Annotated in this window: 21 protein-coding genes; 13 read left to right on the top strand and 8 right to left on the bottom strand. The window is 69.2% G+C overall.

Translation table 11 applies throughout. The features are described 5' to 3' along the window. The first annotated feature begins 229 nt into the window (after positions 1 to 229). The 7 genes from NS4_RS29485 (at position 230) to NS4_RS29455 (ending at position 8,782) form a co-directional block, all read left to right on the top strand. The gene (locus NS4_RS29485) at positions 230 to 1,720 is read left to right on the top strand and encodes an SCO6880 family protein (RefSeq protein WP_063062752.1); all 1,491 of its coding nucleotides are present in this window, start codon (positions 230 to 232) and stop codon (positions 1,718 to 1,720) included. Positions 1,721 to 1,727: 7 nt separating this feature from the next. Further along, complete coding sequence (locus tag NS4_RS29480; RefSeq protein WP_063062751.1) at positions 1,728 to 3,776, top strand: putative type IV secretion/conjugal transfer ATPase; 2,049 nt, start codon at positions 1,728 to 1,730, stop codon at positions 3,774 to 3,776. Continuing rightward, complete coding sequence (locus NS4_RS29475) at positions 3,773 to 4,081, top strand: transposase (protein ID WP_063062750.1); 309 nt, start codon at positions 3,773 to 3,775, stop codon at positions 4,079 to 4,081. The genes NS4_RS29480 and NS4_RS29475 overlap by 4 nt, the downstream gene beginning before the upstream one ends. Before the next feature lie 16 nt (positions 4,082 to 4,097). Then, a complete protein-coding gene (locus NS4_RS29470; protein WP_063062749.1) occupies positions 4,098 to 5,774 on the top strand; it encodes a peptidoglycan DD-metalloendopeptidase family protein in 1,677 nt (558 codons plus the stop codon). Between the two features lie 89 nt (positions 5,775 to 5,863). Continuing rightward, positions 5,864 to 6,376: a hypothetical protein gene (locus tag NS4_RS29465; protein ID WP_169811828.1), complete on the top strand. Its 513-nt coding sequence runs from the start codon at positions 5,864 to 5,866 to the stop codon at positions 6,374 to 6,376. A 28-nt stretch (positions 6,377 to 6,404) separates the two neighbouring features. Next, on the top strand, positions 6,405 to 8,354 hold the full coding sequence (locus tag NS4_RS29460) for a type IV secretory system conjugative DNA transfer family protein (protein ID WP_084487836.1): 1,950 nt from the start codon (positions 6,405 to 6,407) through the stop codon (positions 8,352 to 8,354). Continuing rightward, positions 8,351 to 8,782 carry a DUF4913 domain-containing protein gene (locus tag NS4_RS29455; protein WP_084487835.1) on the top strand — a complete coding sequence of 144 codons (432 nt, stop codon included), beginning with the start codon at positions 8,351 to 8,353 and terminating at the stop codon, positions 8,780 to 8,782. The genes NS4_RS29460 and NS4_RS29455 overlap by 4 nt, the downstream gene beginning before the upstream one ends. Before the next feature lie 82 nt (positions 8,783 to 8,864). On the opposite strand, the gene NS4_RS29450 is transcribed toward NS4_RS29455, so the two are convergent. Both NS4_RS29450 and NS4_RS29445 read right to left on the bottom strand, forming a co-directional pair. Continuing rightward, complete coding sequence (locus tag NS4_RS29450) at positions 8,865 to 9,458, bottom strand: hypothetical protein (protein WP_063062747.1); 594 nt, start codon at positions 9,456 to 9,458, stop codon at positions 8,865 to 8,867. A 323-nt stretch (positions 9,459 to 9,781) separates the two neighbouring features. After that, positions 9,782 to 10,669 carry a peptidylprolyl isomerase gene (locus NS4_RS29445; RefSeq protein ID WP_063062746.1) on the bottom strand — a complete coding sequence of 296 codons (888 nt, stop codon included), beginning with the start codon at positions 10,667 to 10,669 and terminating at the stop codon, positions 9,782 to 9,784. A gap of 192 nt (positions 10,670 to 10,861) precedes the next feature. On the opposite strand from NS4_RS29445, the gene hisS reads away from it, so the two are divergent. Further along, on the top strand, positions 10,862 to 12,124 hold the full coding sequence (gene hisS / locus NS4_RS29440) for a histidine--tRNA ligase (protein ID WP_063062756.1): 1,263 nt from the start codon (positions 10,862 to 10,864) through the stop codon (positions 12,122 to 12,124). Positions 12,125 to 12,332: 208 nt separating this feature from the next. Next, positions 12,333 to 12,977, top strand: a complete 645-nt coding sequence (locus tag NS4_RS29435; RefSeq protein WP_063062745.1) for a hypothetical protein — start codon at positions 12,333 to 12,335, stop codon at positions 12,975 to 12,977. 22 nt (positions 12,978 to 12,999) lie between these two features. Here the strand turns inward: NS4_RS29435 and NS4_RS29430 are convergent, their stop codons facing one another. The 4 genes from NS4_RS29430 to NS4_RS29415 all read right to left on the bottom strand — a co-directional run bounded on the left by NS4_RS29430 (position 13,000) and on the right by NS4_RS29415 (position 18,334). Further along, positions 13,000 to 14,088: a 2-oxoacid:ferredoxin oxidoreductase subunit beta gene (locus NS4_RS29430; RefSeq protein ID WP_063062744.1), complete on the bottom strand. Its 1,089-nt coding sequence runs from the start codon at positions 14,086 to 14,088 to the stop codon at positions 13,000 to 13,002. Beyond that, the gene (locus NS4_RS29425; RefSeq protein WP_245665835.1) at positions 14,085 to 16,046 is read right to left on the bottom strand and encodes a 2-oxoacid:acceptor oxidoreductase subunit alpha; all 1,962 of its coding nucleotides are present in this window, start codon (positions 16,044 to 16,046) and stop codon (positions 14,085 to 14,087) included. Before NS4_RS29425 ends, NS4_RS29430 begins: the two co-directional genes overlap by 4 nt. A gap of 238 nt (positions 16,047 to 16,284) precedes the next feature. Further along, on the bottom strand, positions 16,285 to 17,301 hold the full coding sequence (locus tag NS4_RS29420; protein WP_063062743.1) for an Rv2578c family radical SAM protein: 1,017 nt from the start codon (positions 17,299 to 17,301) through the stop codon (positions 16,285 to 16,287). Between the two features lie 31 nt (positions 17,302 to 17,332). Next, on the bottom strand, positions 17,333 to 18,334 hold the full coding sequence (locus NS4_RS29415) for an NAD-dependent epimerase/dehydratase family protein (RefSeq protein WP_063062742.1): 1,002 nt from the start codon (positions 18,332 to 18,334) through the stop codon (positions 17,333 to 17,335). Between the two features lie 201 nt (positions 18,335 to 18,535). Between NS4_RS29415 and NS4_RS29410 the strand changes: the two genes are divergently transcribed. Both NS4_RS29410 and NS4_RS29405 read left to right on the top strand, forming a co-directional pair. Then, positions 18,536 to 18,853: a type VII secretion target gene (locus tag NS4_RS29410; RefSeq protein WP_063062754.1), complete on the top strand. Its 318-nt coding sequence runs from the start codon at positions 18,536 to 18,538 to the stop codon at positions 18,851 to 18,853. After that, entirely contained in the window at positions 18,850 to 20,469 is a 1,620-nt protein-coding gene (locus tag NS4_RS29405) for a hypothetical protein (RefSeq protein WP_063062741.1), read from the top strand. The genes NS4_RS29410 and NS4_RS29405 overlap by 4 nt, the downstream gene beginning before the upstream one ends. Before the next feature lie 17 nt (positions 20,470 to 20,486). Here NS4_RS29405 and ypfJ read toward each other — a convergent pair whose 3' ends face one another. Further along, on the bottom strand, positions 20,487 to 21,407 hold the full coding sequence (ypfJ, locus tag NS4_RS29400; RefSeq protein ID WP_063062740.1) for a KPN_02809 family neutral zinc metallopeptidase: 921 nt from the start codon (positions 21,405 to 21,407) through the stop codon (positions 20,487 to 20,489). A 144-nt stretch (positions 21,408 to 21,551) separates the two neighbouring features. Here ypfJ and aspS point away from each other — a divergent pair, with 144 nt between their 5' ends. Beyond that, positions 21,552 to 23,381 carry an aspartate--tRNA ligase gene (gene aspS / locus NS4_RS29395; RefSeq protein WP_063062739.1) on the top strand — a complete coding sequence of 610 codons (1,830 nt, stop codon included), beginning with the start codon at positions 21,552 to 21,554 and terminating at the stop codon, positions 23,379 to 23,381. Positions 23,382 to 23,387: 6 nt separating this feature from the next. Here aspS and NS4_RS29390 read toward each other — a convergent pair whose 3' ends face one another. Then, a complete protein-coding gene (locus tag NS4_RS29390; protein WP_084487834.1) occupies positions 23,388 to 24,404 on the bottom strand; it encodes a hypothetical protein in 1,017 nt (338 codons plus the stop codon). A 191-nt stretch (positions 24,405 to 24,595) separates the two neighbouring features. Here NS4_RS29390 and NS4_RS29385 point away from each other — a divergent pair, with 191 nt between their 5' ends. Further along, positions 24,596 to 25,762 carry a hypothetical protein gene (locus NS4_RS29385; RefSeq protein WP_063062738.1) on the top strand — a complete coding sequence of 389 codons (1,167 nt, stop codon included), beginning with the start codon at positions 24,596 to 24,598 and terminating at the stop codon, positions 25,760 to 25,762. The last annotated feature ends 18 nt before the right edge of the window (positions 25,763 to 25,780 follow it).

Genomic DNA, 25,780 nt, shown 5'->3' with positions numbered 1-25,780 from the left:
CCCCGCCGCGAGGTGGCGGAGGCGGCGGCGCGCCGGCCGGTGGACAGGGACCTCGATCGAGTGGGTCCGCGGGCGGTGTACCGTCCGGTGCGTCCCGAGTGGCCAACAGGATGGGCGCAACCCGTGCCGCGACCGCCGGGATGACCCGCGCGGACCAGGCCATGGGTGATGTCGCGGGCGACCGCTGGACCAACCGTTCCCCCGACCTCGGTAGGAGCACCATCCCCCGATGACCAGCACCGAAATCTACGAACGCCGTTCCTACGGTCTGTGGCAGAAACCCCGCAGCGCCGGACTTTTCGGGCTGCGGTGGGAAGAGACCGTGCTCGGCTTCGTGGTGGTGATCACCGCGCTGCTCACCGCCATGATCGGCGGTTTCCAGTGGGGTGCCATCGTGGGCGGGGTCGGTGTGGTGATCATGGCGCCCCTGGTCATGCGACGCGGTGGGCGTTCGGGCTACGAGACGGGATTGATGATGTTCCACTGGATGCGTTCGCGTAGCCGCGGTGAGCACGTGTACCGCGGCGGCCGGTTCTCCCGGGTGCCGGGTGGTTTCACCCGGCTGCCGGGATTGCTCGCGCCCTCCAAGCTCTACGAGGGCATCGATGCCGGCGGTTACAGCTTCGGGATGATCCACCTGCCGCAGTTCGCGCAGTACACGGTGGTGCTGCGGGCGTGGCCGCAGGGGCACGAGGCGGTGGACCAGCCGGTGATCGATCGCTGGGTATCGGCCTGGGGCACCTTCCTCGCCTCGGTCGGCCAGACCAGCGATATCGTCGCCGTGGTGCCGGTGATCGACACCGTCCCGGAAACCGGGAACCGGCTGCTCACCGAGGTTTCCACCATTACGCGGCCGGAGGCGCCGGATCTGGCGCAGCAGGTGATGTACGAGCTGGCCACCGAATTGCCGCAGGAGCGGGTACAACTGCTGCCCCGGGTCGCCATCACCTTCAAGGCCACCACCGCCGAACGTCGCAAGAATCCGGCGGAGGAAGCGGTCGAGATCGGCCGCCGGCTACCGGGTATCTGCGCCGCGCTCGCCGAAGCAGGCGTCCGGGCCCAGCCCATGTCGGCCGACGAGGTGATCTCGTTCATTCGGCGCAGCTACGATCCGGCCTCGCAGGCCGACCTCGAGGTGGCCGCGGGCGAGCCCGAGGGCCACGGCCTGGACTGGGCCGACGCCGGGCCGGTCTCGCACGACGAGAAGTGGGATCACCTCATCCACGACGGCGGCCGGTCGGTGACCTGGGAAATGGACACCGCCCCGGAGGGCGCGGTGGACGAGCGGGTGCTGCAGCGGCTGCTGGCGCCGAATCCGGAGGTGCCGCGCAAGCGGATCGCCATCGTGTACCGGCCGCATTCGGCGGCCGACGCGGCCGAGATCGTCGACGACGATTTCAAGAACGCCCTCGTCGCTCAGCAGAGCGAACGCGGTGTGGTGTCGGCGTCGGCGACCCTGCGGGTCGGCGCGACCCAGCAGGCCCGGGAGGAGCAGGCGCGCGGTCACGGTGTCACGCGGTTCGGTGCCCTGGTCACCATCACCGAGCCCAACCGCGGTGATCTGCCGCGGATCGAGGCCATCACGCGCGATCTGTCCACGCAGGCCCGGCTCAAGATCCGCCGCTGCTACCGCTACCAGGCGGCGGCCTTCGCGGCATCGCTCGGTTGCGGGGTGATCCTGCCCGAGCACGCGACCATTCCCAAAGCATTGGCGGGGTGAACGACTGATGGCACGCGAGCACGAGCCACCCGTACGGGAGCGCAACAGAACCCGGGTCGCCACCGGCGAACGGTCGCGCTCCGGCCGGGACGACGAACGGCGTATCCGGGCCGACCGGGACGGGCAGCGGGGATCCGGTGCCACCGAGCGGCGCGATCCCGAACGCTCGCGGGCCGATCGCCGGACCCGTACCGGACGCGACGGTGAGGCGGGCGGCCGGGAGCGGGCTCGCCGCAATCGGGTCGATACGGCCGCCGACCGTGCGATGGGCACACCGGAATTCGACAAGGCGGCCCGCCGGGCGAAGGCGCGGGCCGAGAAGCGCCGGCAGCAGGGTCCGCCGCTGCTCGACGCGGCCACCCGCTCGCGGCTCGAGGAGGTCAGCAGGGAAGGCGCGGGTATCCGGGCCGCCTGGGCCACCTTCCGGATCCGCACCGACGATATCCGCCGCCGCAACTACGCCGCGCGCGCCGAACAGGAATACCAGGACGGATTCGACCGCCAGACCGCCCAGCTGACCGACCGCGGGTTCGCCGGGGCCGGCGGTGGCCGGATGAACGTGGTGGGCCGCCCGGTCGAGTACCGGGCCACCACCGCGCAGGTCGCGGGACTGTGGCCGTGGTCGGTCGGCGCCGGCGCACCGCTGATCGGTACCCCGCTCGGTTCCCATCTGCACACCGGCGCGCCGGTGTGCTTCGATCCGATGAACTGGTTCATGCGCGGTAGTTTCATCACCGCGCCGAGCCTGTTCGTACTGGGTCTGAACGGCTTCGGTAAATCGTCGCTGGTGCGGCGGATCGTGCTCGGCGGGGTCGCGCAGAACATCACCCCGCTGGTGCTGGCCGATGTGAAACCCGACTATCGGCGGCTGGTGGAACTGGTCGGCGGTCAGGTGATCGATCTCGGTTACGGCCACGGCAAACTCAACCCGCTGGCCGGTGGTGTGCTCGGCGATATCGTGCCGCGGCTCGAGGCGCATCCCGAGTTGCAGCTGCAGGTGCTGCAGGATCTGCGGGCCCGGCAGGTGACGCTGATCGCCGGCCTGGTGGAACTGGTACGCGGGGCGCGGGTGCGCGATTACGAGGAGACACTGATCTCCACGGCACTGCGGATCCTGTACCGGCCGGGTAGCGGATTCACCCCGGATCAGCCGCCGATCATGGAGAATCTGCTCGAGGTCATCGTCGCCGGCGGCGAGGAGATGATGCTCGATGCCGGTGCCGACAGCCCGACCGAGTATCACGAGGCGATCCGTGGGCTGCGGCGGTCACTGCGTGCCCTCACCCAGGGTCCGTTCGGCGCGGTGTTCAACGGGCAGACCTCGGTGCCGATCGATACCGATTCGGTCGCGGTGTGCATCGATGTCTCCCATATCCCCAACGGGGACAAAAAGCTCAAGGCCGCCGTCATGCTGGCCTGCTGGGCCGACGGATTCGCCGCCGTCGAGGCGGCGCATACGCTCACCGACGCGGGTATGGCTCCGCAGCGGTACTTCCAGGTCGTGATGGACGAGCTGTGGCAGGTGCTGGGCCTGGGGGATTTCATGGTCGACCGGGTCGACGAACTCACCCGTCTGCAGCGCGGTATCGCCACCGCGCTGATCATGATCAGCCACACCATCAAGGACCTGCAGTCGCTGGGTTCGGAAGCGGCCATCGCCAAGGCCCTCGGTTTCCTGGAGCGGGCCCGCGCCAAGATCTTCGGCGCCCTGCCCGCCGAGGAGATCAAACGTCTGGACAGCACCGTGCCGTTCACCGCGGCCGAAGAGGAGATGGTGACCAGCTGGTCGGCCCCGCAGGCGCTGACCGGTGAGGCCCTGCGGCCCGGTCAGGTCAGACCGTCCCCGCCGGGAACCGGCAAGTTCCTGCTGAAGATCGGTGAGGACCGGCGGCCGGGAATCCCCTTCCATATGGAGTTCACGGCGGCCGAGAAGCTCAGCGGAATTCACGACACCAACCAGCGTTTCGAGGAATTCACCTCCTACCCGGGGCGCTATGCCGCCGAACAGGCCGCGGCGCCGGACAGTTCATATCCGGTAGGCGGGAGCCATTCATGATGCCGCATCGGTCCTATCGCCGGGTCTCGCCGGAGGTCCGGGCCGCCGCGGTGGAACAGGTCGTGGCGCTCACCGGCAAACTGCGCAGCGAATCGGAGGCATGCCGGCTGGTCGCCGAACAGATCGGAGTGCATACCAATTCGGTACGCAATTGGGTGCGTGCGGCGGAGGGGCCGAGCCTGGAGCGGATGGACGCGGCCGCCCTGCGCCGCAAGGTCGCCGCGCTGCAGCAGCAACTGGCGGCGGCCGCGGAGGTGAACCGCGCCCTGGCCGACACTCTCAACGAAACCCGGCGCGAGACGTGAACCCCGCGGGAGTGCGGTGAACGCGAAATCGGTGCTGTGGACCTGCCTCGGTCTGGTACTCGGCCTGATGACGGTCATCCTCGTCATCGTCATGCCGGCCGTGGACGACCCGTGCGAGGGCGGGTCGGTGCTGGACCCGAGCCAGGCGACGTTGCCGCCGCTGGGCGGATACCCGCCGGGTGACCCGCGTGCGGCCGGCGAGCCGGGAATGCCGGACGGGTCCACCGCCAACCCCACCGCGATCGCGACGCCCTCGCTGGCCGCCGGGGCCGGTCCGCTGGGTCGCAGCTGGCCGATGGCCGCCGGCACCTATTCGGTGTCGGATGTCTTCGGTTCGCGTGGCGGCGGGCACAAGGGTATCGACCTGGCCGCGCCGGACGGCACTCCGATCTTCTCGGTGGCCGACGGAATCGTGGTGGCCGCGGGCCCGGCCTCCGGTTTCGGCAACTGGATCGTGGTGGATTCGGTGGATGCGGGCAACGGACGCGCGTATTCCGCGGTGTACGGGCATATGTGGGACAGCGGCGTACTGGTGCGGGTCGGCCAGGTCGTGCAGGCCGGTCAGCATATCGGCGCAGTCGGATCGGCCGGCGAATCCAGCGGTCCGCATCTGCATTTCGAGATCGTGCCGGGCGGCCGGTTCACCGGCGGCCGGCAGATCGACCCGATGCCCTGGCTCGACGGTGCGCCCACCCCGGATCTGGGTGGCGCCCGCGCGTATTCGACCGATCCGGCGTGTGTGCGCGGCTTCGGTACACCGGGTGGGGCACTGGCCAACGGAAAAGTGCCACCGGAACTGGAGATCTGGTACCGCCGCGCGGGTTCGCTGTGCCCCGAGGTCACCCCGTCCCTGCTGGCCGCGCAGGGGCGGCAGGAGTCCGGTTTCCGGCGCGGGCTCACCTCGCCCGCGGGCGCGCAGGGGCTCGCGCAGTTCCTGCCCGGCACCGCCGCGAGTATCAATCCCGACGACGGCCAGCCGTATGTGATCGATGCCGACGGTAACGGGGTGGCCAGCGTCTGGGACGATGGTGACGCCATTGTCGGACAGGGCCGGTACATGTGCGCGATCGCGCACAAGATCACCGGCTGGATCGGCGAGGGGCGGGTCCACGGCGATGTGGTGGCGCTGACCCTGGCCGCCTACAACGCCGGTGAGGGCGCGGTGCTGGCATCGGGCGGTATGCCGAATCAGGTGGCCGCGCACTACTCCGAGACCCAGCCCTACGTCTCGAACATCCTGGCCATGGAAGCGGAATACCGCGACCCGGGGGCCACGGGGCGTTTCGCCCCCGACAGTGAGGGAGCAGCGGGGGATCAGGTCGTTCAGGCCGCGCACGAATGGCTGGGCACCCCGTACGTATGGGGTGGCGGTGGCCCCCAGGGGCCCAGCGGTGGTGGGCTCGACGGCCCGGGCCTGACCTCTGCGGCGGTATTCGCCGCCTCGGCCGGTGCGGTCTCGCTGCCGCGTACCGCCGAGCAGCAGTGGGAGGCCGGCGCCGAGGTGCCGCTCGCCGAGGTGCAGCCGGGGGATCTGGTGTTCAGCGAATTCGGGCCGCGCGGACCCGCGCGGGTCGGGATCTACAGCGGGAACGGGCAGATGATCCAGGCGGCGCCCGCGCTGACCGCGGACTCTCCCGGTGGGGTGGCCGAAACTGCCGTACCCGGCGACGCCCGGGCGAGGAGGGTGCTGTGAACACGCGCGGATCGCCGCCGTTTACGAGGTCCGGGCGGTTAGCCTGGAACGAGAGGACGAGTGCTGGTGCGGGACTGGTGGTGGTGCTGATGCTGGGCATCACGGTACTGAGCGGATGCGGCGGCAGTGGCGAGGATGTGGGATCGGGTGGCACCGTGGCCACCTCGACCACCCGGCGGCTCGAGGCCGTGCCCGCCCCGGATCCGGTGACCCCGGACGGGGTCGCGGTGGCGGCGCTGCGCGAGATCTATCAGTGGGAGCCCGCCACCGAGGTTCCGGGCGCTTCGCTGGAACGAGCGCGGAAATGGCTGGGTCCCAGTCTGGTCCGAGTACTGGACGCGTCGACGGGCACCGCCGGCGCTCCGGCGGTGTCACTGCAGTGGGGTGACTGGGCGGCGGCCGGAGCACGGGTGGAGGCGTTCACCTTCGCCTCCGGCGATCGTCCGCCGGCCGGACCGGATCCGGGCGTGCAGCAATTCAAGATCGGAATCGAGCAGACCGTCGTCTACCCGGACGGCCGGGAGGAAGCCCTGGCGCCGTCCACCGTCATCGCGACCGTTGTTCGTACGCCGCAGGGCTGGCGTCTGGACGGCTACCGGTGATCCGGCAGGCATCATTCAGGAGGCAGTAATGGCCAAGAAGAAACCGGTGAAGGACCCGGCCGTGGTCGGGCCCGATCTGACCCTCATCGCGATCTACGTCGGCGGCGCCGTCCTGGGAACCGTATGGGTGGCCCTGCACCTGGGCAATATGCTCTCGCTGCAGAAGCAGGACATGCCGATCAACCCGATCGATATCGTGGCCGGGATGGTCAAGGGCGAGCTGCACTGGCCCACCGGTACGACGGTGATCCTGTTGTTCGTACTGCTCGCGCTGGCCCTTTTCGTGCTGTATCGGCGGCGGGCCACGGCCAGACGGCTGGTGGGCCGTCTCGCCGTGGACGACAAGGCCGATGTGATGGGCAACGGTGGCGCCATCGCCGCCTTGACCGAGGCCGGCGTCCGGGAGAAGGCCCAGAACATGGGCGTCAAGCTCGGCTACAACGACGCACCCGGGGTGCCGATCGGCGTCGCCGTCGCCGACGGCACGATGCTGTACGGCTCCTATGAGGATCTGCACCTGGACATCTGGGGGCCGCGGCAGGGCAAATCGACCTCACGGGTCATCCCGGCGATCCTGACCGCCATCGGACCGGTCCTGGCCACCTCCAACAAACGCGATGTGGTGGACGCGACCCGCGATGTCCGCGAGGCCAAGGGCAGCCGCACCTTCGTTTTCGACCCACAGGGTGTGGCCGCCGAAGAGCCCACCTGGTACTGGAATCCACTGGCCTGGGTGGACGCGAACAGCGACGGATGCGAGATGCGGGCCGCTCGCCTGGCCGGCCATTTCGCCGACAGCGACAGCGGTTCCGATTCCCGCAACGACGCCTTTTTCGATCCGGAGGCCGAGGATCTGCTGGCCGGGCTCTTTTTGGCCGCGGCGATCGCGAAGAAGCCGATCACCCAGATCTGGGAATGGGTCACCGATCCGCAGAACATCGAACCGATCAAGTTCCTGCGCGACGCGGGCCACGATTTCTCCGCCTCCGGTCTGGCGGCCCAGTACAACGCCGACCCGCGGACCCGCAGCGGTATCTTCGGCACCGCCAAGAAGATGGTGCGCTGCCTGAAGCTGCGCAATGTGCACAAGTGGATCACCCCGCACGACCCGCAGAAGCACGAGCCGGCCCGGGCCCAGTTCGACGAACTGGAGTTCATCGAGAAGAACGGCACCCTCTACAGCCTGTCGCTGGAAGGCCGCGGGTCGGCGGCCCCGCTGGTGAGCGCGCTCACCGAGGCCGTGATCGATGTGGCCATGCGCAAAGCGTCGCGTTCGGCCTACGGACGCTTGCCGATTCCGTTGCTGGCGGTGCTGGACGAGGCCGCGAACGTGGTCCGGTGGAAGGATCTGCCCAAGCAGTACAGCCACTTCGGCTCCCGCGGCATCGTGGTCATGACGGTGCTGCAGTCGTGGGCGCAGGGCGCCCGGTGCTGGGGGGACGACGGGATGAACGCACTGTGGTCGGCGGCCAATATCAAGGTGCTCGGCAGCGGCGTCGACGACACCAACTTCCTGCGAGAACGGTCCGAGGCCATCGGCGAGCACTCCGCCATCTCCGCCTCGGTCTCCGAATCCAAGGGCGGTAAGAGCTATTCGCGGTCACTGGGTTCTTCCAAGACCTTCACTGTGCAGGCGCTGGCGACGTTGCCGCGGGGACGGGCGATCGTGTTCTCGTCCGGCGCCCCACCGGTACTGGTCCGCACGGTGCCCTGGTGGGAGGGCGACTACGCGGACGCGGTGAAGAAATCCATCGAACAGCACGACCCGCAGCGCAAGACTCTGGTCACCGATCTCATCGGTTCCCCCGCGCTGATCAAGGACAAGCCCGCCGATCCGGATCCCGGCCCGGCGGGCGCGCCGACGATCCTGGACAAGAAGCCGGCGGGAGCGCAGACGACGCCGGATAACGGTCCGGGCGGAACACCACCGGGCCCGGAGAACGGGCCGGGAGAGAGGCAGGAGGTTCGACCGCTGTGACCGAGACTTCCCGAGAGCGGCAGATACCGACCTACAAGAACGTGGTGGAGTTCGTCGAGAACTACCTCAGCGTCGTCTATCGCCGGCAGGTCAGCGATCTCAGCGATACCGTGTGGTGCCCGGAGTGGTGGAAGCATACGGAGGCCATCGCGCGCCTGGACGCGATGTGGCGGGCCTGGGAGCATCTGCGGCAGGACGGCGCCACCGGTATGAGTGTCTGGTTCCTCGATCATGCCGACCAGCACATGGCCGTCCTCCTCGACCCGAAGGGCCCCTTCAAATATTGCAGCGTGCGCAACGGGCACAAGGACATGCTGGTGCCACTGCCGCTGACGGCTCCGCCCGACGGAATGTTCAGCGATCCGTTCGACAGCACCGAAGAAGCCGAGGCTCCTGTCCGTCCGGCCGGTAGCGAAGTCAAACGCTGACCCCGCGTCGGTGGCACCGAATACGGAGAACGCCCGTCCTGCCGGACGGGCGTTCTCGTATTGTTCCGGCCGGAATCGAGGCCTAACGGCTGCGTTCGAGACCCCGGGCGAGTTCCTGCTCCCGGGCGCGCTGTACCGACGGCGCCCGATCGGGCCGGTTGCGCACCGCCTCGCTGGGTGGGGTGGCCTGGCCGACCTCGACCAGCATCCGGGCCGCGGCCAGTTCCGGTGCGACACCGATCTTGGCCAGATGCGCGGCCAGAGCCGCCCGTCGCTCCACCGAGTCGTAGCGCACCGCGTCCGCCGCGCCGCTCGTCTGATCGGATTTCTCGGCGAACGAACTCATCGAGAAGCGGTCCTTCTCGAGCTGGACGCCGCGATAACCGGGCGCTTCCCGGTGCGGTACCGAGGTGCCCGGTGGCCCGATCTCCGCGACCGACCGCGAAATGGTCTGGGCCAGGGCGAGGTTACGCGGGTCCTTGGCCTTGGCATCGCGCGCCTCACGGATCTGCAGCTCCCGCGCCTCCTTCACCCGGGCTTCGGTCATCTTGACCCGCATTTCGGCTTCACGCTGACCGCGCTCCCGGGCCTTGAGTGCGACCAATGTCGCGATCTGCAACATCGTCTTCATCATGGCCGCGGTTTCCCGGCCGATGTCGTCCAGTTCCTCGGACATGGCTGCTCCCCGATACTGCGGTGTGCACTATTGGATGTTGTGGTGCCCCGGCGTAACGGACCGCGCCGACGGATCGCCGATCCGCCGGCGCGCCCGCGGAACCGCCCGGCGAAGGCTCGCCCGGCGCGACGCGAACACCGGGAGAACTCGCGAGCGGCGCCCCGGCCCGGAACTGCGGCCGGGAGCACGACTTGCTCACGCGCACTCCCTTTTTCGAGATTACCCGAGATGTAGGGGCTCAGTCTGCGCAACGTTGCGCCGACCAGCATATATCGCCGGAAACCGAGGTGAGCCGAACGCGCCGGACGGCGCGGCCGCCGGGATCAGTCGATCCGGACCGAGTTCAGCGTGACCGGCTGCGTGGGTTTACCGTCGCCGGGACCGTTGGACTCGTCCTGGCCCTGACCCGCGATCTTGTCCAGGGTCGCCAGGCCGCCCTCGTCCACGGTGCCGAAGATCGTGTAGTTCGGCGGGAGCATGGAATCGCCGTACACGATGAAGAACTGGCTGCCGTTGGTGCCCGGCCCGGCATTGGCCATGGCCAGCACGCCGCGTCCGTAACTGATCGGCTGCTGCAGTGCCGGATCGTTGGGCGCGAACTGATCGGTGGGGTACTCGTTGTCGAATTCGTACCCCGGGCCACCGGTGCCGGTGCCGGTCGGATCACCGCACTGCAGCACCTTCAGGCCCTCGCCCTGGGTGAGCCGGTGGCAATTGGTGCCGTCGAAATAGCCCTGGCCGGCCAGACTGGCGAAGCTGTTGACCGTGCACGGTGACTCGGCGTTGTTCAGCGTCAGCCCCATCGGTCCCTGATTGCTGTCCACGCTGATGCTCAGCGAGGAGTTGCCGTCGCCGGTCTGGATACCTTCCGCACGGGGCTTCTGCACCGGCTTGGACGCGGGCTCCGCGCTGTCCCGGTAGGTGCAGTTCACGCTGGCCGGTTTGGCGGCCGCGGGCGGGGGCGGGGCCGCGCCCGGTGTACTGGACAGTGAGGCGTCCGGTGTCTGCGAGGCATTGGAGGCCGTATCGGCGCTCTCGCCGCCGCGGGTCAGAAAGTACACCCCGGTCACCGCGGCGATCACCACGACGACTCCGAGCGCCGATCCGGCGATGGTCAGTTGTCTACGCTTGCGCGCGCGTTCGGCCCGGTTGGCGAGCTGTCGTTCCAGCTTGCGTTTCGCCGCCGCTCGGCGTTGTTCGTTGCTGGGCACTACCACGTTCCTCCCGTGCGGCGGCCGGGCCGGCAGGCCCGGCCGGTCGCGGCTGGTCTGTTGCTTCCGGCACTAGAGTCTGCCATCTCCGGCGTCCGGCTCCCGGATATCCACCGGACCGGCCGTCTCGGGGCCCGGGTGTGACGGAACCGGTTGGACTCGACCGGGGCGGGTGGGGGAAACTGGTTCACCGTGACCAAGACCAGCAGCTTCTCCGCCCCGAAGGGGGTGCCGGATTACGTTCCGCCCGGTTCGGCCGAGTTCGTCGCGGTACGCGACGGTCTGCTCCGGGCCGCCCGACTCGCCGGGTACGGGCATATCGAGCTGCCGGTCTTCGAGGACACCGAACTGTTCGCCCGGGGCGTCGGCGAGTCCACCGATGTGGTGAGCAAGGAGATGTTCACCTTCTCCGACCGCAGTGAGCGCAGTGTCACCCTTCGTCCCGAGGGCACCGCCGGGGTGATGCGCGCGGTGATCGAGCACGGCCTCGACCGCGGCCAGCTACCGGTCAAGCTGAGCTACGCCGGCCCCTTCTTCCGCTACGAGCGGCCGCAGAAGGGCCGCTACCGGCAGCTGCAGCAGGTCGGCGTGGAGGCCATCGGCGTCGACGATCCCGCCCTGGACGCCGAGGTCATCGCGATCGCCGATACCGGATTCCGCAGCCTGGGCCTGACCGGGTTCCGGTTGGAGATCACCTCGCTCGGTGACCAGACCTGCCGCCCGCAGTACCGCGAGCGGCTGCAGGAGTTCCTCTTCGGACTGGACCTGGACGCCGAGACCCGGCGCCGGGCCGAGATCAACCCGCTGCGTGTGCTCGACGACAAGCGGCCCGAGGTGCGGGAGATGACCGCGACGGCGCCGCTGATGATCGATCACCTGTCCGAGTCCGCGAAGACCCACTTCGACCAGGTCCTCGCGCACCTCGACGCGCTCGGCGTGCCGTATGTCCTGAACCCGCGCATGGTCCGCGGGCTGGACTACTACACGAAGACGACCTTCGAGTTCGTGCACGACGGATTGGGTGCCCAGTCGGGGATCGGCGGCGGCGGCCGCTACGACGGACTCATGGCCGAGCTGGGCGGGCAGGAGCTGTCCGGGATCGGATTCGGTCTCGGTGTCGACCGCACGGTCCTGGCGCTGGCCGCCGAAGGCGTCGCGGCGGGTGACCCGGCCCGCTGTGAAGTGTTCGGTGTCCCGCTCGGTGACGCCGCCAAGCAACGCATGGTGGTTCTGGCCGGTGAGTTGCGCGCCGCGGGGGTCCGGGTCGATCTGGCCTATGGCGACCGCGGAGTGAAGGGCGCCATGAAAGCCGCGGACCGGTCGGGTGCGCGGTACACGCTGATCCTGGGCGATCGCGATCTGGCCGAAGGAACCATCGGGTGCAAGGATATGCAGACCGGTGACCAGCGGCAGATCCCGCTCGGCGAGATCGTCGCCACGCTGGCCGCGCGGTAGCCGCATCGGCCGCTGTGGCCCGGCCACCGTGCGGATTGCTCCGGCCCGGCCACGCAGCCGGTGACCTGTTCGCTGCCCGAATGCGGCCGGATCGGCCGCATTGCCGGTCTGCCGGGTCGCCGGACTGCCAGGCCGGGTGATCCGCGCTGTCCGACGGGTCGTAGTACTGTCCGGTGCGACCCCGTCCTCCGATCGAAAAGCGCCTCCCGTGACCGATGCACCCCTGCCCGACGACGCCCAGCGAATCGGGCTGGATCTGGTCGCCCCGGAGGTCTACACGCCGGTGCTGCGACGACTGGCGTCTATCGCCCTCGCGCTCGCTCTCGCGGTCGGCGTGATCGCCGGACTCCTGTTCGGCCCGCTGGTCGGGCTGGTGGCGGCGCTGGTGGTGGCCGTACCGGCCGTGGGCTACGCCCTGGCGGTGCCGCGGCGCCGACTGTGGCTCCGGGGGACCTCGATCAGCGCGCGCACCCTGCTCGGCACCCGATCGCTCGATATCGCGGCCGTCACCGGTGTCGAGTTGCTGGTGTATCCGGGCCGGCTCAGCCGCCTGGTGCTACGACTGACCGCCGGTCCCGACCGGCAGGTCGTCCCGCTGGCCATGTACACCGACGCGGGGAGCGGCCGCGAGCTGCATCTGCTGGGGCTGCGGCGGCTGGCGGACGCCCTGGTGCGCAGTGATCTCCCCGCCGCGCTCTCGATCGCCGATCTGCTCGTTCATCAGCTGCGCGCCGAGGCCCGCGACGCACCACTTCCGCAGCGGCCGCTGTACCGCGCGGTGACGCTGACCCGGGCCAAGGACTATGTCGCTCCGATCGTGCTCACCGATCAGGAGATCGCGACCCTGTACTGACCCGGTGGCGTCGGCGAGACGCTCAGCCCACCGTCCACGTTTCGGAGCCGGTGAGCAGATTCTGCAGCGAATCCGCGGTCACGGGGAACCGTTCCCGGGCCGCGGCGGTCTGGGCCCGGACCCCGTCGTCGTAGGCCGGCCGGTCCACCGCCCGGAACACGCCCGTGACCACATGGTCGAGGTCCTGATCGGAGAGCCGGGACAGCGCGTAGGCGTATTCGGGGTCGTCGGTGTGCGCGTCGTGCACCACGATCTCGTCGTCGGGGACATTGCCCGACGGCACCACGGCGAGACCGAACCCTCTGCGCACCACGGCGAATTCACCCTCGGCGCCGAACCGCAGCGGCTCACCGTGGCGCAGGCGGATGAGCCGGGATTCGCTGTCCCCGCGGCGCAGTACATCGAATGATCCGTCGTTGAAGATGGGGCAGTCCTGCAGGATCTCCACGAAGGAGGTGCCGCGGTGTTCGGCGGCGGCGCGCAGCACCTCGTTCAGGCCGGTGCGGTCGGAGTCCAGGGCACGGGCGGCGAAGGTCGCTTCGGCGCCCAGGGCCACCGACAGGGTGTTGAACGGATGGTCCACCGAACCCATCGGGGTCGATTTCGTCACCTTGCCCGGTTCCGAGGTGGGGGAGTACTGGCCCTTGGTCAGGCCGTAGATCCGATTGTTGAACAGCAGGATCGTCATATTGACGTTGCGGCGCAGCGCGTGGATCAGATGGTTGCCGCCGATGGACAGCGCGTCGCCGTCGCCGGTGACCACCCAGACCGACAGATCCGGTCGGGTCACGGCCATACCGGTGGCGATGGCCGGCGCGCGGCCGTGGATGGAATGGATACCGTAGGCGTCGAGGTAGTAGGGGAAGCGGCTCGAGCAGCCGATCCCGGAGACGAACATCAGATTCTCCCGGCGCAGGCCGAGGTCGGCGAGGAAACCGCGCACGGTGGCGAGGATGACGTAGTCGCCGCAGCCGGGGCACCAGCGCACCTCCTGGTCGGAGGTGTAGTCCTTGGCCTTCTGCGGACTGTCCGCGGTCGGCACCCCGGACAGTCCGGAGACCGGGGTGAGTCCCAGTTCGGTCCCGGTCAGCGATGTCTCGATGATGGTCATGACGCGCCCCCGTTCGTGCGATAGGTGGCCCGGGCGCGCGCGGCGCGGGCCTTGTCGTGCTCGAGTTCGGCCAGGGTGCCGTCCAGTGCCGCGTCGATGACACCCACCAGTTCCTGGGCGGAGAACGCCGTACCGGCGACCTTGGTCCACGGTTGGACATCCACCAGGTACTTCGCGCGCAGCAGCATGGCCAGCTGGCCGCCGTTCATCTCGGGGGCGACCACCGTGGGGTACCGGCGCAGCACCTCGCCCAGATCGGGCGGCAGCGGATTGAGATGCCGCAGATGCAGCTGGGCCACTCCGGTGCCTCGGCGTCGTACCCGCCGGCACGCCTCACCGATCGGTCCGTAGGAGCTGCCCCAGCCGACCAGCAGGATCTCTGCGCCACCGTCGGGATCGTCGACCTCGGCCGCCGGCACCGTGATCCCGTCGATCTTGGCCTGGCGCAACCGCACCATCAGATCGTGATTGGCCGGATCATAAGAGATATCGCCGCTGCCGTCGGCTTTCTCCAGCCCGCCGATCCGGTGGGCCCGGCCCGCGGTGCCCGGGACCGCCAGCGGACGCGCCAGGGTTTCCCGATCACGGGCGTAGGGCAGGAACTCGCCCTCCGCCTCGGTCTCGAAGCCCGGGTCGATGGGTTCGAGTTCGGCCACCGACGGGATGGCCCACGGTTCGGATCCGTTGGCGATCGAACCGTCGGACAGCAGCAGCACCGGAGTCCGGTAGGTGAGGGCGATCCGCGCGGCTTCCACCGCGGTGGCGAAACAATCGGCGGGCGAACGCGGCGCCAGCACGGCCACCGGGGATTCGCCGTTGCGACCGTAGAGGGCCTGCAGCAGATCGGCCTGCTCGGTCTTGGTGGGCAACCCGGTGGACGGGCCGCCGCGTTGCACATCGATGATCACGAGCGGGAGCTCGGTCATCACGGCCAGACCGATGGTTTCGCTCTTGAGGGCCAGCCCGGGGCCCGAGGTGCTGGTGACCCCCAGCGCCCCGCCGAGTGACGCGCCCAGCGCCGCGCCGATCCCGGCGATCTCGTCCTCGGCCTGGAATGTGGTGACGCCGAAGTTCTTGTGTTTGCTCAGCTCGTGCAGGATATCGGAGGCCGGGGTGATCGGATATGTCCCCAGGAACACGGGCAGGCCCGCCAGCGAACCGGCCGTGATCAGCCCGTATGCCAGTGCCGTGTTACCGGTGATCTGCCGGTAGGTACCCGCGGGCAGGACCGCGGGGGCGACGCTGTAGGTGGTGGCGAAGGCCTCGGTCGTCTCGCCGTAGTTCCAACCGGCCCGGAAGGCGAGAACATTGGCCTCGGCGATATCCGGTTTCGCCGCGAACTTCTCCCGCAGGAACCGCTCGGTGCCGCCGATGGGCCGCCCGTACATCCAGGACAGCAGGCCCAGCGCGAACATGTTCTTGGCCCGCTGGCCGTCCTTTTTGCCGACCCCGGTCGATTCGGTGGCGGCCAGCGTGAGCGAGGTCATCGGCACCTGGTGGACCACGAACTCGCCGAGGCTGTCGTCGGTGAGCGGATCGGCCGCGTATCCGACCTTGGTGAGGTTGCGTTTGGTGAACTCGTCGGTGTTGACGATGACGGTGCCGCCGCGCGGTAACTCGCCGAGATTGGCCTTCAGCGCCGCCGGGTTCATCGCGACCAGCACATCCGGCTGATCACCGGCGGTGAGGATATCGTGGTCGGCGATCTGGATCTGGAACGATGACACACCCGGCAGCGTCCCCTGCGGTGCCCGAATCTCGGCCGGGAAGTTGGGCTGGGTGGCCAGATCGTTGCCGAAGGCCGCCGCCTCGTGGGTGAACCGGTCGCCGGTGAGCTGCATACCGTCGCCGGAGTCGCCGGCGAAGCGAATGACGACGCGGTCCAATACCGCTGTGCCGATTTCATTTTCGGCGGGAGCGGTCGCTGGGTGGCCGATATTGTCGTGGTGCGAAACCATACGCGTGCTTCACTTCCTCGTCGAAATGAGCTGCCGGTCGCCAACCTACCCCGGTGCATGGTCGCCGCGCCGGAAAAGCACGCGGCCGGGTCGGCGGCGGAAGCGGAACGAGGTGCTCCTGCGTCTTGCCTGTCTGGTACCTACCAGGGTAGTGCGCCCGGCGTGCCGAGCCCATGACCTGGAACTCCGCCGTACGCGGCCGGCCGGAGGGCATGGACCACCGGACGCCCCGGCCCGGTCAGGCGAAGAGCTCGAGCTGGGGGGCGGTGCGGGGCTCGGCGGCGGGTGGGGTGCGGGGTTCTGCTTCGCGCCCGGGAAGCAGGCCGTGCCGCTCCAGGAGCGGATCGATACGTTCGCGCAACCAACCGGCGTATTCGGGGGCGACCACCGCACCGCGCCGGTACAGCTGGCGGTAGCGGCGCAGCAGTGCCGGATGGTGCTCGGCCAGCCAGCCCAGGAACCAGTCCCGGGTACTGCCGCGTAGGTGCAGGGGCAGCGCGACCGCCGAGGCCGCACCGGCGGCGGCGAGTTCGCCGAACAGTTCGTCGAGCTGGGACCGGCCGTCGGTGAGATACGGGATCACCGGCGCCACCATGACGTTCACCGCGAAGCCTGCGTCGCTGCAGGCGCGCACCAGATCCAGCCGGGCGCGCGGTGACGGGGTGCCCGGTTCCAGGCCGCGGTGCAGGTCGGGTTCCAGCAGCGCCAGCGAGATGCCGAGGTGCACCGGCACCTCGCGCGCGGCCAGCGTGAGCAGCGGCAGATCCCGGTGCAGCAGCGTGCCTTTGGTGAGGATGGAGAACGGCGTCCCGGAATCGGTGAGGGCGCCGATGATTCCGGGCATCAGACGGTACCGGCCCTCCGCGCGCTGGTAGGGGTCGGTGTTGGTGCCGAGCGCCACTTTCTCCCGGTGCCAGGACCGACGGGTGAGCTCGCGCCGCAGCACGGCGGCGATATTGGTCTTCACGACGATCTGGGTGTCGAAATCGGTTCCGGCGTCGAGTCCCAGGTATTCGTGCGAACCACGCGCGAAACAGTAGCGGCAGGCGTGCGAACAGCCGCGCATCGGATTGACCGTCCACCGGAACGGCAGATTCGATTCGTCGGGAACCTTGTTCAGCGCACTCTTACAGAGCACCTCGTGGAAGGTGATCCCGTCGAATTCGGGAGTCTGTACGGTGCGGGCGAATCCGGCCCGGTCCAGGCCGGGCAGCGCACCGTCGTCGGCGTCCAGGGTTTGGTTCTGCCACCGCACCGGACCAGTCGAACACGCGTTCTATGCGCTGTCAAGCAGTCGGGGTGAAATCGGGCAGCGGGGCGTGCGGGTCGGCGAAGAACGCGACCAGGTCGCGCACCGTATCGTCGATGGGGCGCGGTCGGTAGCCGAGCTCCCGGGTGGCCTTGCCGTGGTCGACCAGTGGCGCCGAGACCAGCGCGCCGAGCGCGGCCTTGGAGACGATATCGGTGCCGAGCCGCTTACCGATCGGCTCCATCACGGGGATGAGTCCCGAGACGAGTTTCGGGGAGATGGAGAAGCGCGGTCCCTTCTTCCCGCCGTGTCGCGCGGCGGCGCGGCACAGGTCCAGCATGGAGATCATCTCGCCGCCGATCAGATAGTTCTCCCCGGTCCGGCCGTGCTCACCGGCCAGGACGAGACCGCGCGCGACATCGCGGACGTCCACCAGATCGAAGCCGCCGTCGATCATGGCCGGGATGCGGCCGCGCGCGGCATCGCGCAGCGAGCGGTTGATACGCGACAGCGGGGTGCCGTGATCGGCCGGGCCGAAAACTCCGGTGGGATTGCAGATCACCGCGTCCAGGCCGGCGTCGACCACCGCGCGCAGTGCGATCTCGCCGGCCCATTTGGATCGGTCGTACACCGGCAGGTTCGCGTCGGTGGACCGCAGCGTCGTCTCGTCGATCTCGCCGCCGCAGCTGTACTGGTCGAAGGCGTGGATCGAGCTGGCGTGCACGAACCGCCGTACTCCGACGGCGTGCGCGGCCTCGGCGACCACCCGGACGCCCTCGGTGTTCACCCGCCAGGCCAGGTCGTGCTTGTCGGCGAGGGTGATCACCGCGACCAGGTGATAGACGATCTCGGCGCCGTCGAGTGCGGCGCGCATGGATTCGGGATCCAGGACGTCGGCGCTCACCCAGGAGATGTTCGCCGCGCCGGGCTGCCGGGGTGCCACCCGGTCGATGGCGATGATCTCGTCGCCCCGCTCGGCGAGCAGCGGGAGCAGATTCGTACCCAGGTAGCCGGCTGCGCCGGTCACTGCGACCTTCATGGAGACGAGAATATAGAACTTGTTCTAATTTGCAACAGGTTCTAGTTTTGCGGCTTAGTCGCGTCTCGTGTGTGGCGGGTCGAGTGGGCTATATTCGGGCGGCAACCATTTGGTGCCGCAGGGGTGCGCGTCGTTGCGTCATACGAGGCGTTCCACGCGGTGGCCACGATGATGATCACGAAGAATCAAGGGGGGAGCTCGATGAGTAATCTCTCGGTAGCAACCGAAGCGCTGCGAGCGTTCGGAATCACGAATTCCGGAATCGGGACCGAGATCGCGGCGGCCGGCAATATCGACGCCGTGGCCAATGTCGCAGCACTGACACCGGTTTTCGGTTTGATCGGCGCCGACTATCTGGCCATGTTCGCCGCCGCCCAGGTGTTGCAGGCGCGCGATATCAACGATCTGTCGGCCAAGTACCAGAAACTGTCGGAGGCCGCCTTCACCTCCGCGTTGAACTACGACGCCACCGACGACGGTACGGCCGGTATGCTCGGCGCGGCCGGAGGTGGTCTGTGAAACCGCTCGACACCACCGCCTCCGCGGGCCTCATCGCCCCCGAACTCCAGCAGGCGGCCCCGACCGTCCCCGTGCACGGTCCGGAAACCGCCGCGCCGCCGGCCGCACCGGACCCGGCCGCCGCCATCCAGGATGTACCGCTGGCCCAGCTGCCGGAGGGCGAACAGCCGGTGGAGGCGCCGGAATTCGTACTCTCCCGGCGGATTTCCGACGACGCAGCACAGGCGACCGGCATACCCGCGACGGGTCTGCCGGGGTCGGCCGGGCCGGGCGGGGATGCGGCAGATGTGCAGAACATCCTTTCCGGCGCGGCCGAAGATGCCTCGGCGCAGGCGAACCAGTTGCTCGGGGCCGTCAACGAGGCCGCGGCGCCGGTGATCGAGTCCGCCGAGGGCGTGCTGGGGCAGGCGCTGAACACGGCTGCCGGCGGTATCACCTCCGGTGCCGGCGCCCCCGCCGCGGCCGCGGCGACACCGGCGGCGGCCGCCCCGGCACTGCCCGCCGATCCGGTGGGTGCCTTGCTCGGTGGCGCCGCGCTGCCCGCCCTGCCCGGGATCGATGTGCTGTTCCAGCCGATCCGCGACCTGCTGAGCAGTTTCGGCACCGGGGTCATCGGAGCCTTGGACCCGACCGCGATACTGAGCCAGTCCTCCCAGATCATCGAGGTCGCCATGGGGGTGGGCAAGAGCAGCCTGACCGCCATGGGGCAGGTCTGGGAGAGCGACGCCGCGCAGACCGCGCAGACCGCCGGGCAGGAGGCCAACAACTCCGGGCTCCAGACCAGTCAGCGCGGTATCGATATCGCTGCCCTCACCCAGGCCGCCGCCGCGGTCGTACAGCAGGGCAACGCCCAGCTCAGCACTATCGCGACCTCGTTTCTGGGGCAGGCGGTCGCACTCGCCCCGGTGGTGATGACGCCGCCCGCGCAAACTGCCCTCATCGCCTCGGCGACCGAGCATCTGGGTCAGGCCGTGATCGTGGCCAACGCCACCCGCGGTGATCTCGCCGGGAAGACCACGGAGCTGGGCGGGATGGTGCAGAACCTGCTCGGAGTGGACGGGCAGAAAGCCGCCGAGGCCGCGCAGAGTGTGGCCCAGAGTGTCGGCGAGCCGATCATGCAGCAGGCGCAGAGCATGGCCTCCGATACCTCAGCGCTCGAATCGGCGCTGGGCTCCGGCGACGACCCGGCCGCCACCACCCTGGCCGGCCTGCACTCCGGGAGCCCGAGCACCACGCCCGGCGGCCCCGGACTCACCACGGGAGGCCCGGGCCTGTCCACCGGATCGCCCGGCGCTACGCCGGGTACTCCCGGGTCGCCGTCGCTGCCCGGCGTCCCCGGGGCGAGCCAGACACCGCTGACGGGTATGGTTCGCCCGGGAGTACCGGTGACGGGTATGCCCTCTGCCGCGACCACACCGGCGTCGAGTTCGTTCATGGGGTCGCCGGGCGGCGCCGCCGGACAGCGAAACAACGACGACGAACACTCGCGCACGGTGGATCCCTACCGCAGTCCCACCGGCAACGACGATCTCACCGGACCGCTCGGAGAATCCGCGCCCGAGGTCATCGGCGCGGTGGACGCCGACGAGGACGCGGGCTACGACAACCAGTTCTGAGCCGGCCGCCCCGGCGGTCAGCGCAGGCCCGCCGGGTTGCTCAAATCGCCGGCCGAATAGGTGTCGCAGGCGGCTACCTCGCCGGTGCGGTACCCGGTGAGAAACCATTTCCGGCGCTGATCGGCGGCGCCGTGCGTCCAGGCCTCTGGGTTCACCCGGCCTGTCGCGGCTTCTTGGATCCGGTCGTCACCGACCGCGGAGGCGGCCGACAGGGCATCTTCGATATCGGTATCGGTCAGCGGCAGCAGCAGCGGCGTATCCGATCCAGGCGCCGGCGTCTTGTCCGCGTAGTGGGCCCAGAGGCCCCCGTAGCAGTCGGCCTGCAATTCGGTGCGCACCGCGCCGGACTCCGGGCCTCGGGGATCCTGCTGCGCCCGGCCGATATCGCCCAGCAGGTTCTGGATGTGGTGACCGACCTCGTGTGCCACCACGTACTCCTGGGCCAGTGGCCCGCCACTGGCACCGAACCGGTCCACCAGTTCCTGGAAGAAACCGACATCGAAATACGCGGTCCGGTCGCCGGGGCAGTAGAACGGGCCCACTTCACTGCTCGCGTAGCCGCAGCCGGTGGAAATGCCACCGGTGAACAGGCGGATGCCCGGCTCGGTGTAGCCGACACCGGTCTGCGCGGGCAGTTGCTCCGACCAGACCGAATCCAGGCTCTGCGCGGTGAGCACCACCCGGCAGTCCACGTATTTGTTGGCATCGGCGCCGGTCCGGCAGTGCTCGGGAGTACCAGCGGTCTCTCCGGTGCCCTGCTGCGCATCCTCGACCCCGGTGAACTGGCCCAGCATCGAGCCCGGGTCGCCACCCAGCAGCAGTGCCAATACCAGGACGATCAAACCGCCGGCGCCGCCGCCGAGGGCGATTTTCCCGCCTCGGCCCGGACCGGACGAGGCGCGCCCGGGGTCGATCTGTGATCCCTCGTCGAAGGTCATGGTTGATCCCGTCTGTGAACGCGTTCACCGCAGCTGCTCGGGTGCTCGCAATATATCCGTTTACGTCCGCTCGCCGGGGCCCACTACGATGGCAACCGCATCCGGAGGCCGTCCCGGTGTGCTCCGACCGTCGAAAGGAATACCGTGCTGCGCACCCACTTGGCCGGTTCATTGCGAAGTGAACAGGCCGGTCAGACCGTTACCCTCTCCGGTTGGGTGGCACGGCGGCGTGACCACGGTGGCGTGATCTTCATCGATCTGCGCGATGCCTCCGGAGTGGCGCAGGCCGTGTTCCGGGAAGGCCCGGCGGCCGAGCAGGCGCACCGGTTGCGCGCGGAATACTGTGTGCGGGTCGTCGGCGTGGTGGAGCAGCGGCCCCAGGGCAACGAGAACCCGGAACTTCCGACCGGCGCGGTCGAGGTCGATGTCAAGGAACTCGAAGTGCTCAACGAGAGCGCGCCGCTGCCGTTCCAGCTCGACGAACAGCCCGGTGAGGAGGCCCGGCTCCGGTACCGCTACCTGGACCTGCGGCGCGAGGGTCCCGCCCATGCCATCCGGCTGCGGTCCAAGGTCAACGCCGCAGCCCGCGCGGTGCTGGCTCGGCACGAGTTCGTCGAGGTGGAAACGCCGACGCTCACCCGGTCGACCCCCGAGGGCGCCCGCGACTTCCTGGTACCCGCCCGGCTGCAGCCCGGTAACTTCTACGCCCTGCCGCAGAGCCCGCAGCTGTTCAAGCAGTTGCTCATGGTCGGCGGTATCGAACGTTACTTCCAGATCGCGCGCTGCTACCGCGACGAGGACTTCCGTGCCGACCGTCAGCCCGAGTTCACCCAGCTGGACCTGGAGATGAGCTTCGTGCGGCAGGAGGATGTCATCCTGCTGGCAGAGGACATCCTGGTGGCGCTGTGGGATCTCGTCGGTTACCGGATTCCCACGCCGATCCCGCATATGACCTATGCCGAGGCGATGCGGCGGTTCGGCAGCGACAAACCGGACCTCCGTTTCGGGGTCGAGATCACCGAGTGCACCGAATACTTCGCGAACACCCCGTTCCGGGTGTTCCAGGCGCCCTACGTCGGCGCGGTCGTCATGCCGGGCGGGGCGAGCCAGCCGCGGCGTCAGCTCGACGCCTGGCAGGACTGGGCCAAACAGCGCGGCGCCAAGGGCCTGGCCTATGTACTGGTCGGCGAGGACGGGACCCTCACCGGGCCGGTGGCCAAGAACCTCACCGAGGAGGAACGCGCCGGCCTGGCCGCGCACGTGGGCGCCGAGCCGGGTGACTGTGTGTTCTTCGCCGCCGGGCCGGCCAAGGCGCAGCGGGCGCTGCTGGGCGCGGCACGCTCGGAGATCGCGCACCGGGTGGGGCTGATCGACGAGAACGCCTGGTCGTTCGTATGGATCGTGGACGCCCCCCTGTTCGAACCGGCCGCCGACGCCACCGCCAGCGGCGATGTGGCGCTCGGATATTCGGCGTGGACGGCAGTGCACCACGCATTCACCTCGCCGAAGCCGGAATCACTGGACACCTTCGACACCGATCCCGGCGCCGCGCTGGCCTACGCCTACGACATCGTCTGCAACGGCAACGAGATCGGCGGCGGCAGTATCCGTATCCATCGCAAGGACGTGCAGGAGCGCGTGTTCAAGGTGATGGGGATCAGCGAAGCCGAAGCGCAGGAGAAGTTCGGCTTCCTGCTGGATGCGTTCGCCTTCGGCGCCCCACCGCACGGCGGTATCGCCTTCGGCTGGGACCGGATCGTCGCACTGCTGGCCGGCTTGGACTCCATCCGCGAGGTGATCGCCTTCCCGAAGACCGGTGGCGGGGTCGACCCGCTCACCGACGCGCCGGCGCCGATCACCGCCCTGCAGCGCAAGGAAGCCGGTCTGGACGCCGCACCCCAGTCCAAGGGGAAGGGGTCGGAGAGCAACGGCGCGATGCAGCAGGCCGCGGCGCCGGCCGGTGGCGGTGCCTGAGCACCGCTACACGGGCGAAACCGGGCCCCCGGTGAGCGTGCGATACGCGTAGGTGACCGCGATCGTCGCCACCGGGCCCGCGGCCAGCAGGCCGAGTCCGCAGGCCAGCAGGCCCAGGACCGTCACTACGACCACGGTGAGCACCAGGAGCAGCACTCGTACCGGGTCCCGCAGCACCAGCAGGAAGCTGGACTTGATGGCCTCCACCGGACTCTGCCCCTGTTCGATCGCGAAATGCAGCGAGAACATACAGCCGATCCCCACCGCGATCCCCGGAAGCAGGCACAGCGCGGAGGCCAGCGTGGTCGCGAGGAAGGCGAGTAGCGCGGTCAGGAACGCGTTGGCCGTGCCGCCCAGGTAGAAGTACGAACCGAAACCCGGCCGGTACCCGTCGGTCTCGTACAGCGCTCCCCGCACCATGGCGGCCTGGAGCAGCCACAACCCGGCCATGACGGCGGCGAAGATGACGAACAGGCCTGTCGCCGAGCGCGGCTCCACCACCCGGACGACCAGACAGACCAGTAGGTAGATGATCAGTCCCAGCGAGGTGACCGCCACCCACGGGCCCGGGTTGAACTTGAACTTCTCCAGGCCGTAGCTGAGCGCGTGGCCGATATCGAGCCGACCCGGGATCCCGCTGCCGTAGGCCTGGTAACCGTAGGTCCGGGTGCCCGGGGTCGGGCCGGTGCCGGCCGGGCCGTACACCGGCTGTCCGGGGACACCGCCGACCTCCGTGGTGCCGTGCGGGGTGGTGCCTGCGATACCCGGCGCCGGAGCGCCGGACCCGGCGGGGTCGGGCGGCGGGGTGTGGCGCGGCGCGCCCGGTGTCTCTTCCACCGTGCTCTGCTGGGTCGCGGGCGGTTTGCCCGCCGGTGGTGGGGCCCCGGGGAGCGGAGTGTCACTGCTCACCACGGCGCTGCCGCCCTGGGGCGCGGGGGCGGGCCGCGGGCTGCCCGGGGCCGGAGGCTGCTCACCTGCCGGATCGCCGGGAGCGGCCGGGGCGGAACGCGGTGTGTCGGTCACGCTGGCATACCTTTCGACGCAGCTGGTTTCCGGTGTGGCGCACAGCAGTTCAGATCGAGAAAACCCGACCGGCACAGCGGTGTCAAGCAGGCCGGTCGCGCGGCGGGAAGCGCGGCGGACACGCCGAACGACACGGAAAGGTTGTGCAACCGCTCGCTAGAAGTGACCGGATGCGAGTAACTTGAGATGCGATGACTGCACTACTGGCCGAACGCGCCACCGAAGTCGTATCCGCAGCACAGCAGTTGCTCACAAAGCGAATGGGTGCTCCGGTGAAACTGAGCGACCCCACCGAACTCAGCGGCAGTGGACGGACCACCGTCCTACGTGTCCGGGTCGCCGAAAACGCTTTCTCGCTACCCCGCACCTTGATCATCAAGCAGGTGCGCGGGTCGGTATCGGACCCGAAGAACGTGACCGTCACCCCGGGCGTCGCCAGCGTCGATTCGGCCTTCCTCCGGGAGGCGGTGTCCTACCAGTTCACCACCGCGCTGAGTCGCGGCGAGCGCCCCGGCGCCTACGTGATCGCGCACAGCCTGCCCGACCGGTTGCTCGTCCTCAGCGATCTCGGCGAGAACACCAAACTCACCGATGTGCTGCGGTCCGGTGCCGAACCGGCCACCCGCAACGCCATGATGGCGTTCGCGCAGGCGCTCGGCCGGATGCATGCCGCCACCGTGGGCCGCGAACCCGATTTCGTGGCGCTGCTGCGCCGCGTCGATGTCGTGCACCGGGTCGACGGAATCGCCCAGCAGGCCGAGGCCGCGGTCGCGGAAATGCCGGCGCTGCTGCGCCGCGAACTCGGTATGGACGTTCCCGACGAGGTGAGCGAACAGATCGCACACGGCGCGCGGCTGTTCACCGGCGGCCGGTTCCGGGCGTTCAGCCCGTCGGACCTGTGCCCGGACAATGTGATCCTCAACGAGGAAGGCGCCCGCATCCTCGACTACGAATGGGGTGGGTTCCGCGACGCCACCCTGGATATCGCCTACGCTCTGGTCTCCTTCCCCGGATGCCTCTGCGATATCGAACTCTCCCGCGAACGCGCCCTGCAGATGGTGGAGGCGTGGCGCGCCGAAGTGGTCGGCGTCTGGCCGGCCCTCGCCGACGACGCACTGCTCGCGGACAAAATCCTCGAAGCCCGGCTGATCTGGGTATGGCTGAGTACCTACTGGTTCCTGCCGGCCGACCACGCGCGCATCGCCGCCGCCCGCGAGCACGGCCTGTCGGTGCCGCGCTCGGATGCGCTGCTCAACCGGTGGGCCGGTCTGGCCGAGGATGCGCGGTGCCTCGGCAACGACGCCGTCGGCGATTTCGCCGAAGCCGTCTGCGCGGTCCTCGACGAACACTTCAGCTGAGCTGTGTTTATTGGCGCG

Source organism: Nocardia sienata NBRC 100364, from assembly GCF_001613205.1.
GTDB lineage: Bacteria > Actinomycetota > Actinomycetes > Mycobacteriales > Mycobacteriaceae > Nocardia > Nocardia sienata.
This window is presented reverse-complemented; position numbering and strand designations above follow the sequence as displayed.

What these genes read in the sequence shown, in the direction of transcription:
- NS4_RS29425 (WP_245665835.1), bottom strand. Translation starts at nt 16,046, where the DNA reads ATGGTTTCGCACCACGACAATATCGGCCACCCAGCGACCGCTCCCGCC.
- NS4_RS29460 (WP_084487836.1), top strand. Translation starts at nt 6,405, where the DNA reads ATGGCCAAGAAGAAACCGGTGAAGGACCCGGCCGTGGTCGGGCCCGAT.
- NS4_RS29465 (WP_169811828.1), top strand. Translation starts at nt 5,864, where the DNA reads ATGCTGGGCATCACGGTACTGAGCGGATGCGGCGGCAGTGGCGAGGAT.
- NS4_RS29385 (WP_063062738.1), top strand. Translation starts at nt 24,596, where the DNA reads ATGACTGCACTACTGGCCGAACGCGCCACCGAAGTCGTATCCGCAGCA.
- ypfJ (WP_063062740.1), bottom strand. Translation starts at nt 21,407, where the DNA reads ATGACCTTCGACGAGGGATCACAGATCGACCCCGGGCGCGCCTCGTCC.
- NS4_RS29450 (WP_063062747.1), bottom strand. Translation starts at nt 9,458, where the DNA reads ATGTCCGAGGAACTGGACGACATCGGCCGGGAAACCGCGGCCATGATG.
- NS4_RS29480 (WP_063062751.1), top strand. Translation starts at nt 1,728, where the DNA reads ATGGCACGCGAGCACGAGCCACCCGTACGGGAGCGCAACAGAACCCGG.
- NS4_RS29430 (WP_063062744.1), bottom strand. Translation starts at nt 14,088, where the DNA reads ATGACCATCATCGAGACATCGCTGACCGGGACCGAACTGGGACTCACC.
- NS4_RS29415 (WP_063062742.1), bottom strand. Translation starts at nt 18,334, where the DNA reads ATGAAGGTCGCAGTGACCGGCGCAGCCGGCTACCTGGGTACGAATCTG.
- NS4_RS29485 (WP_063062752.1), top strand. Translation starts at nt 230, where the DNA reads ATGACCAGCACCGAAATCTACGAACGCCGTTCCTACGGTCTGTGGCAG.
- NS4_RS29410 (WP_063062754.1), top strand. Translation starts at nt 18,536, where the DNA reads ATGAGTAATCTCTCGGTAGCAACCGAAGCGCTGCGAGCGTTCGGAATC.
- NS4_RS29475 (WP_063062750.1), top strand. Translation starts at nt 3,773, where the DNA reads ATGATGCCGCATCGGTCCTATCGCCGGGTCTCGCCGGAGGTCCGGGCC.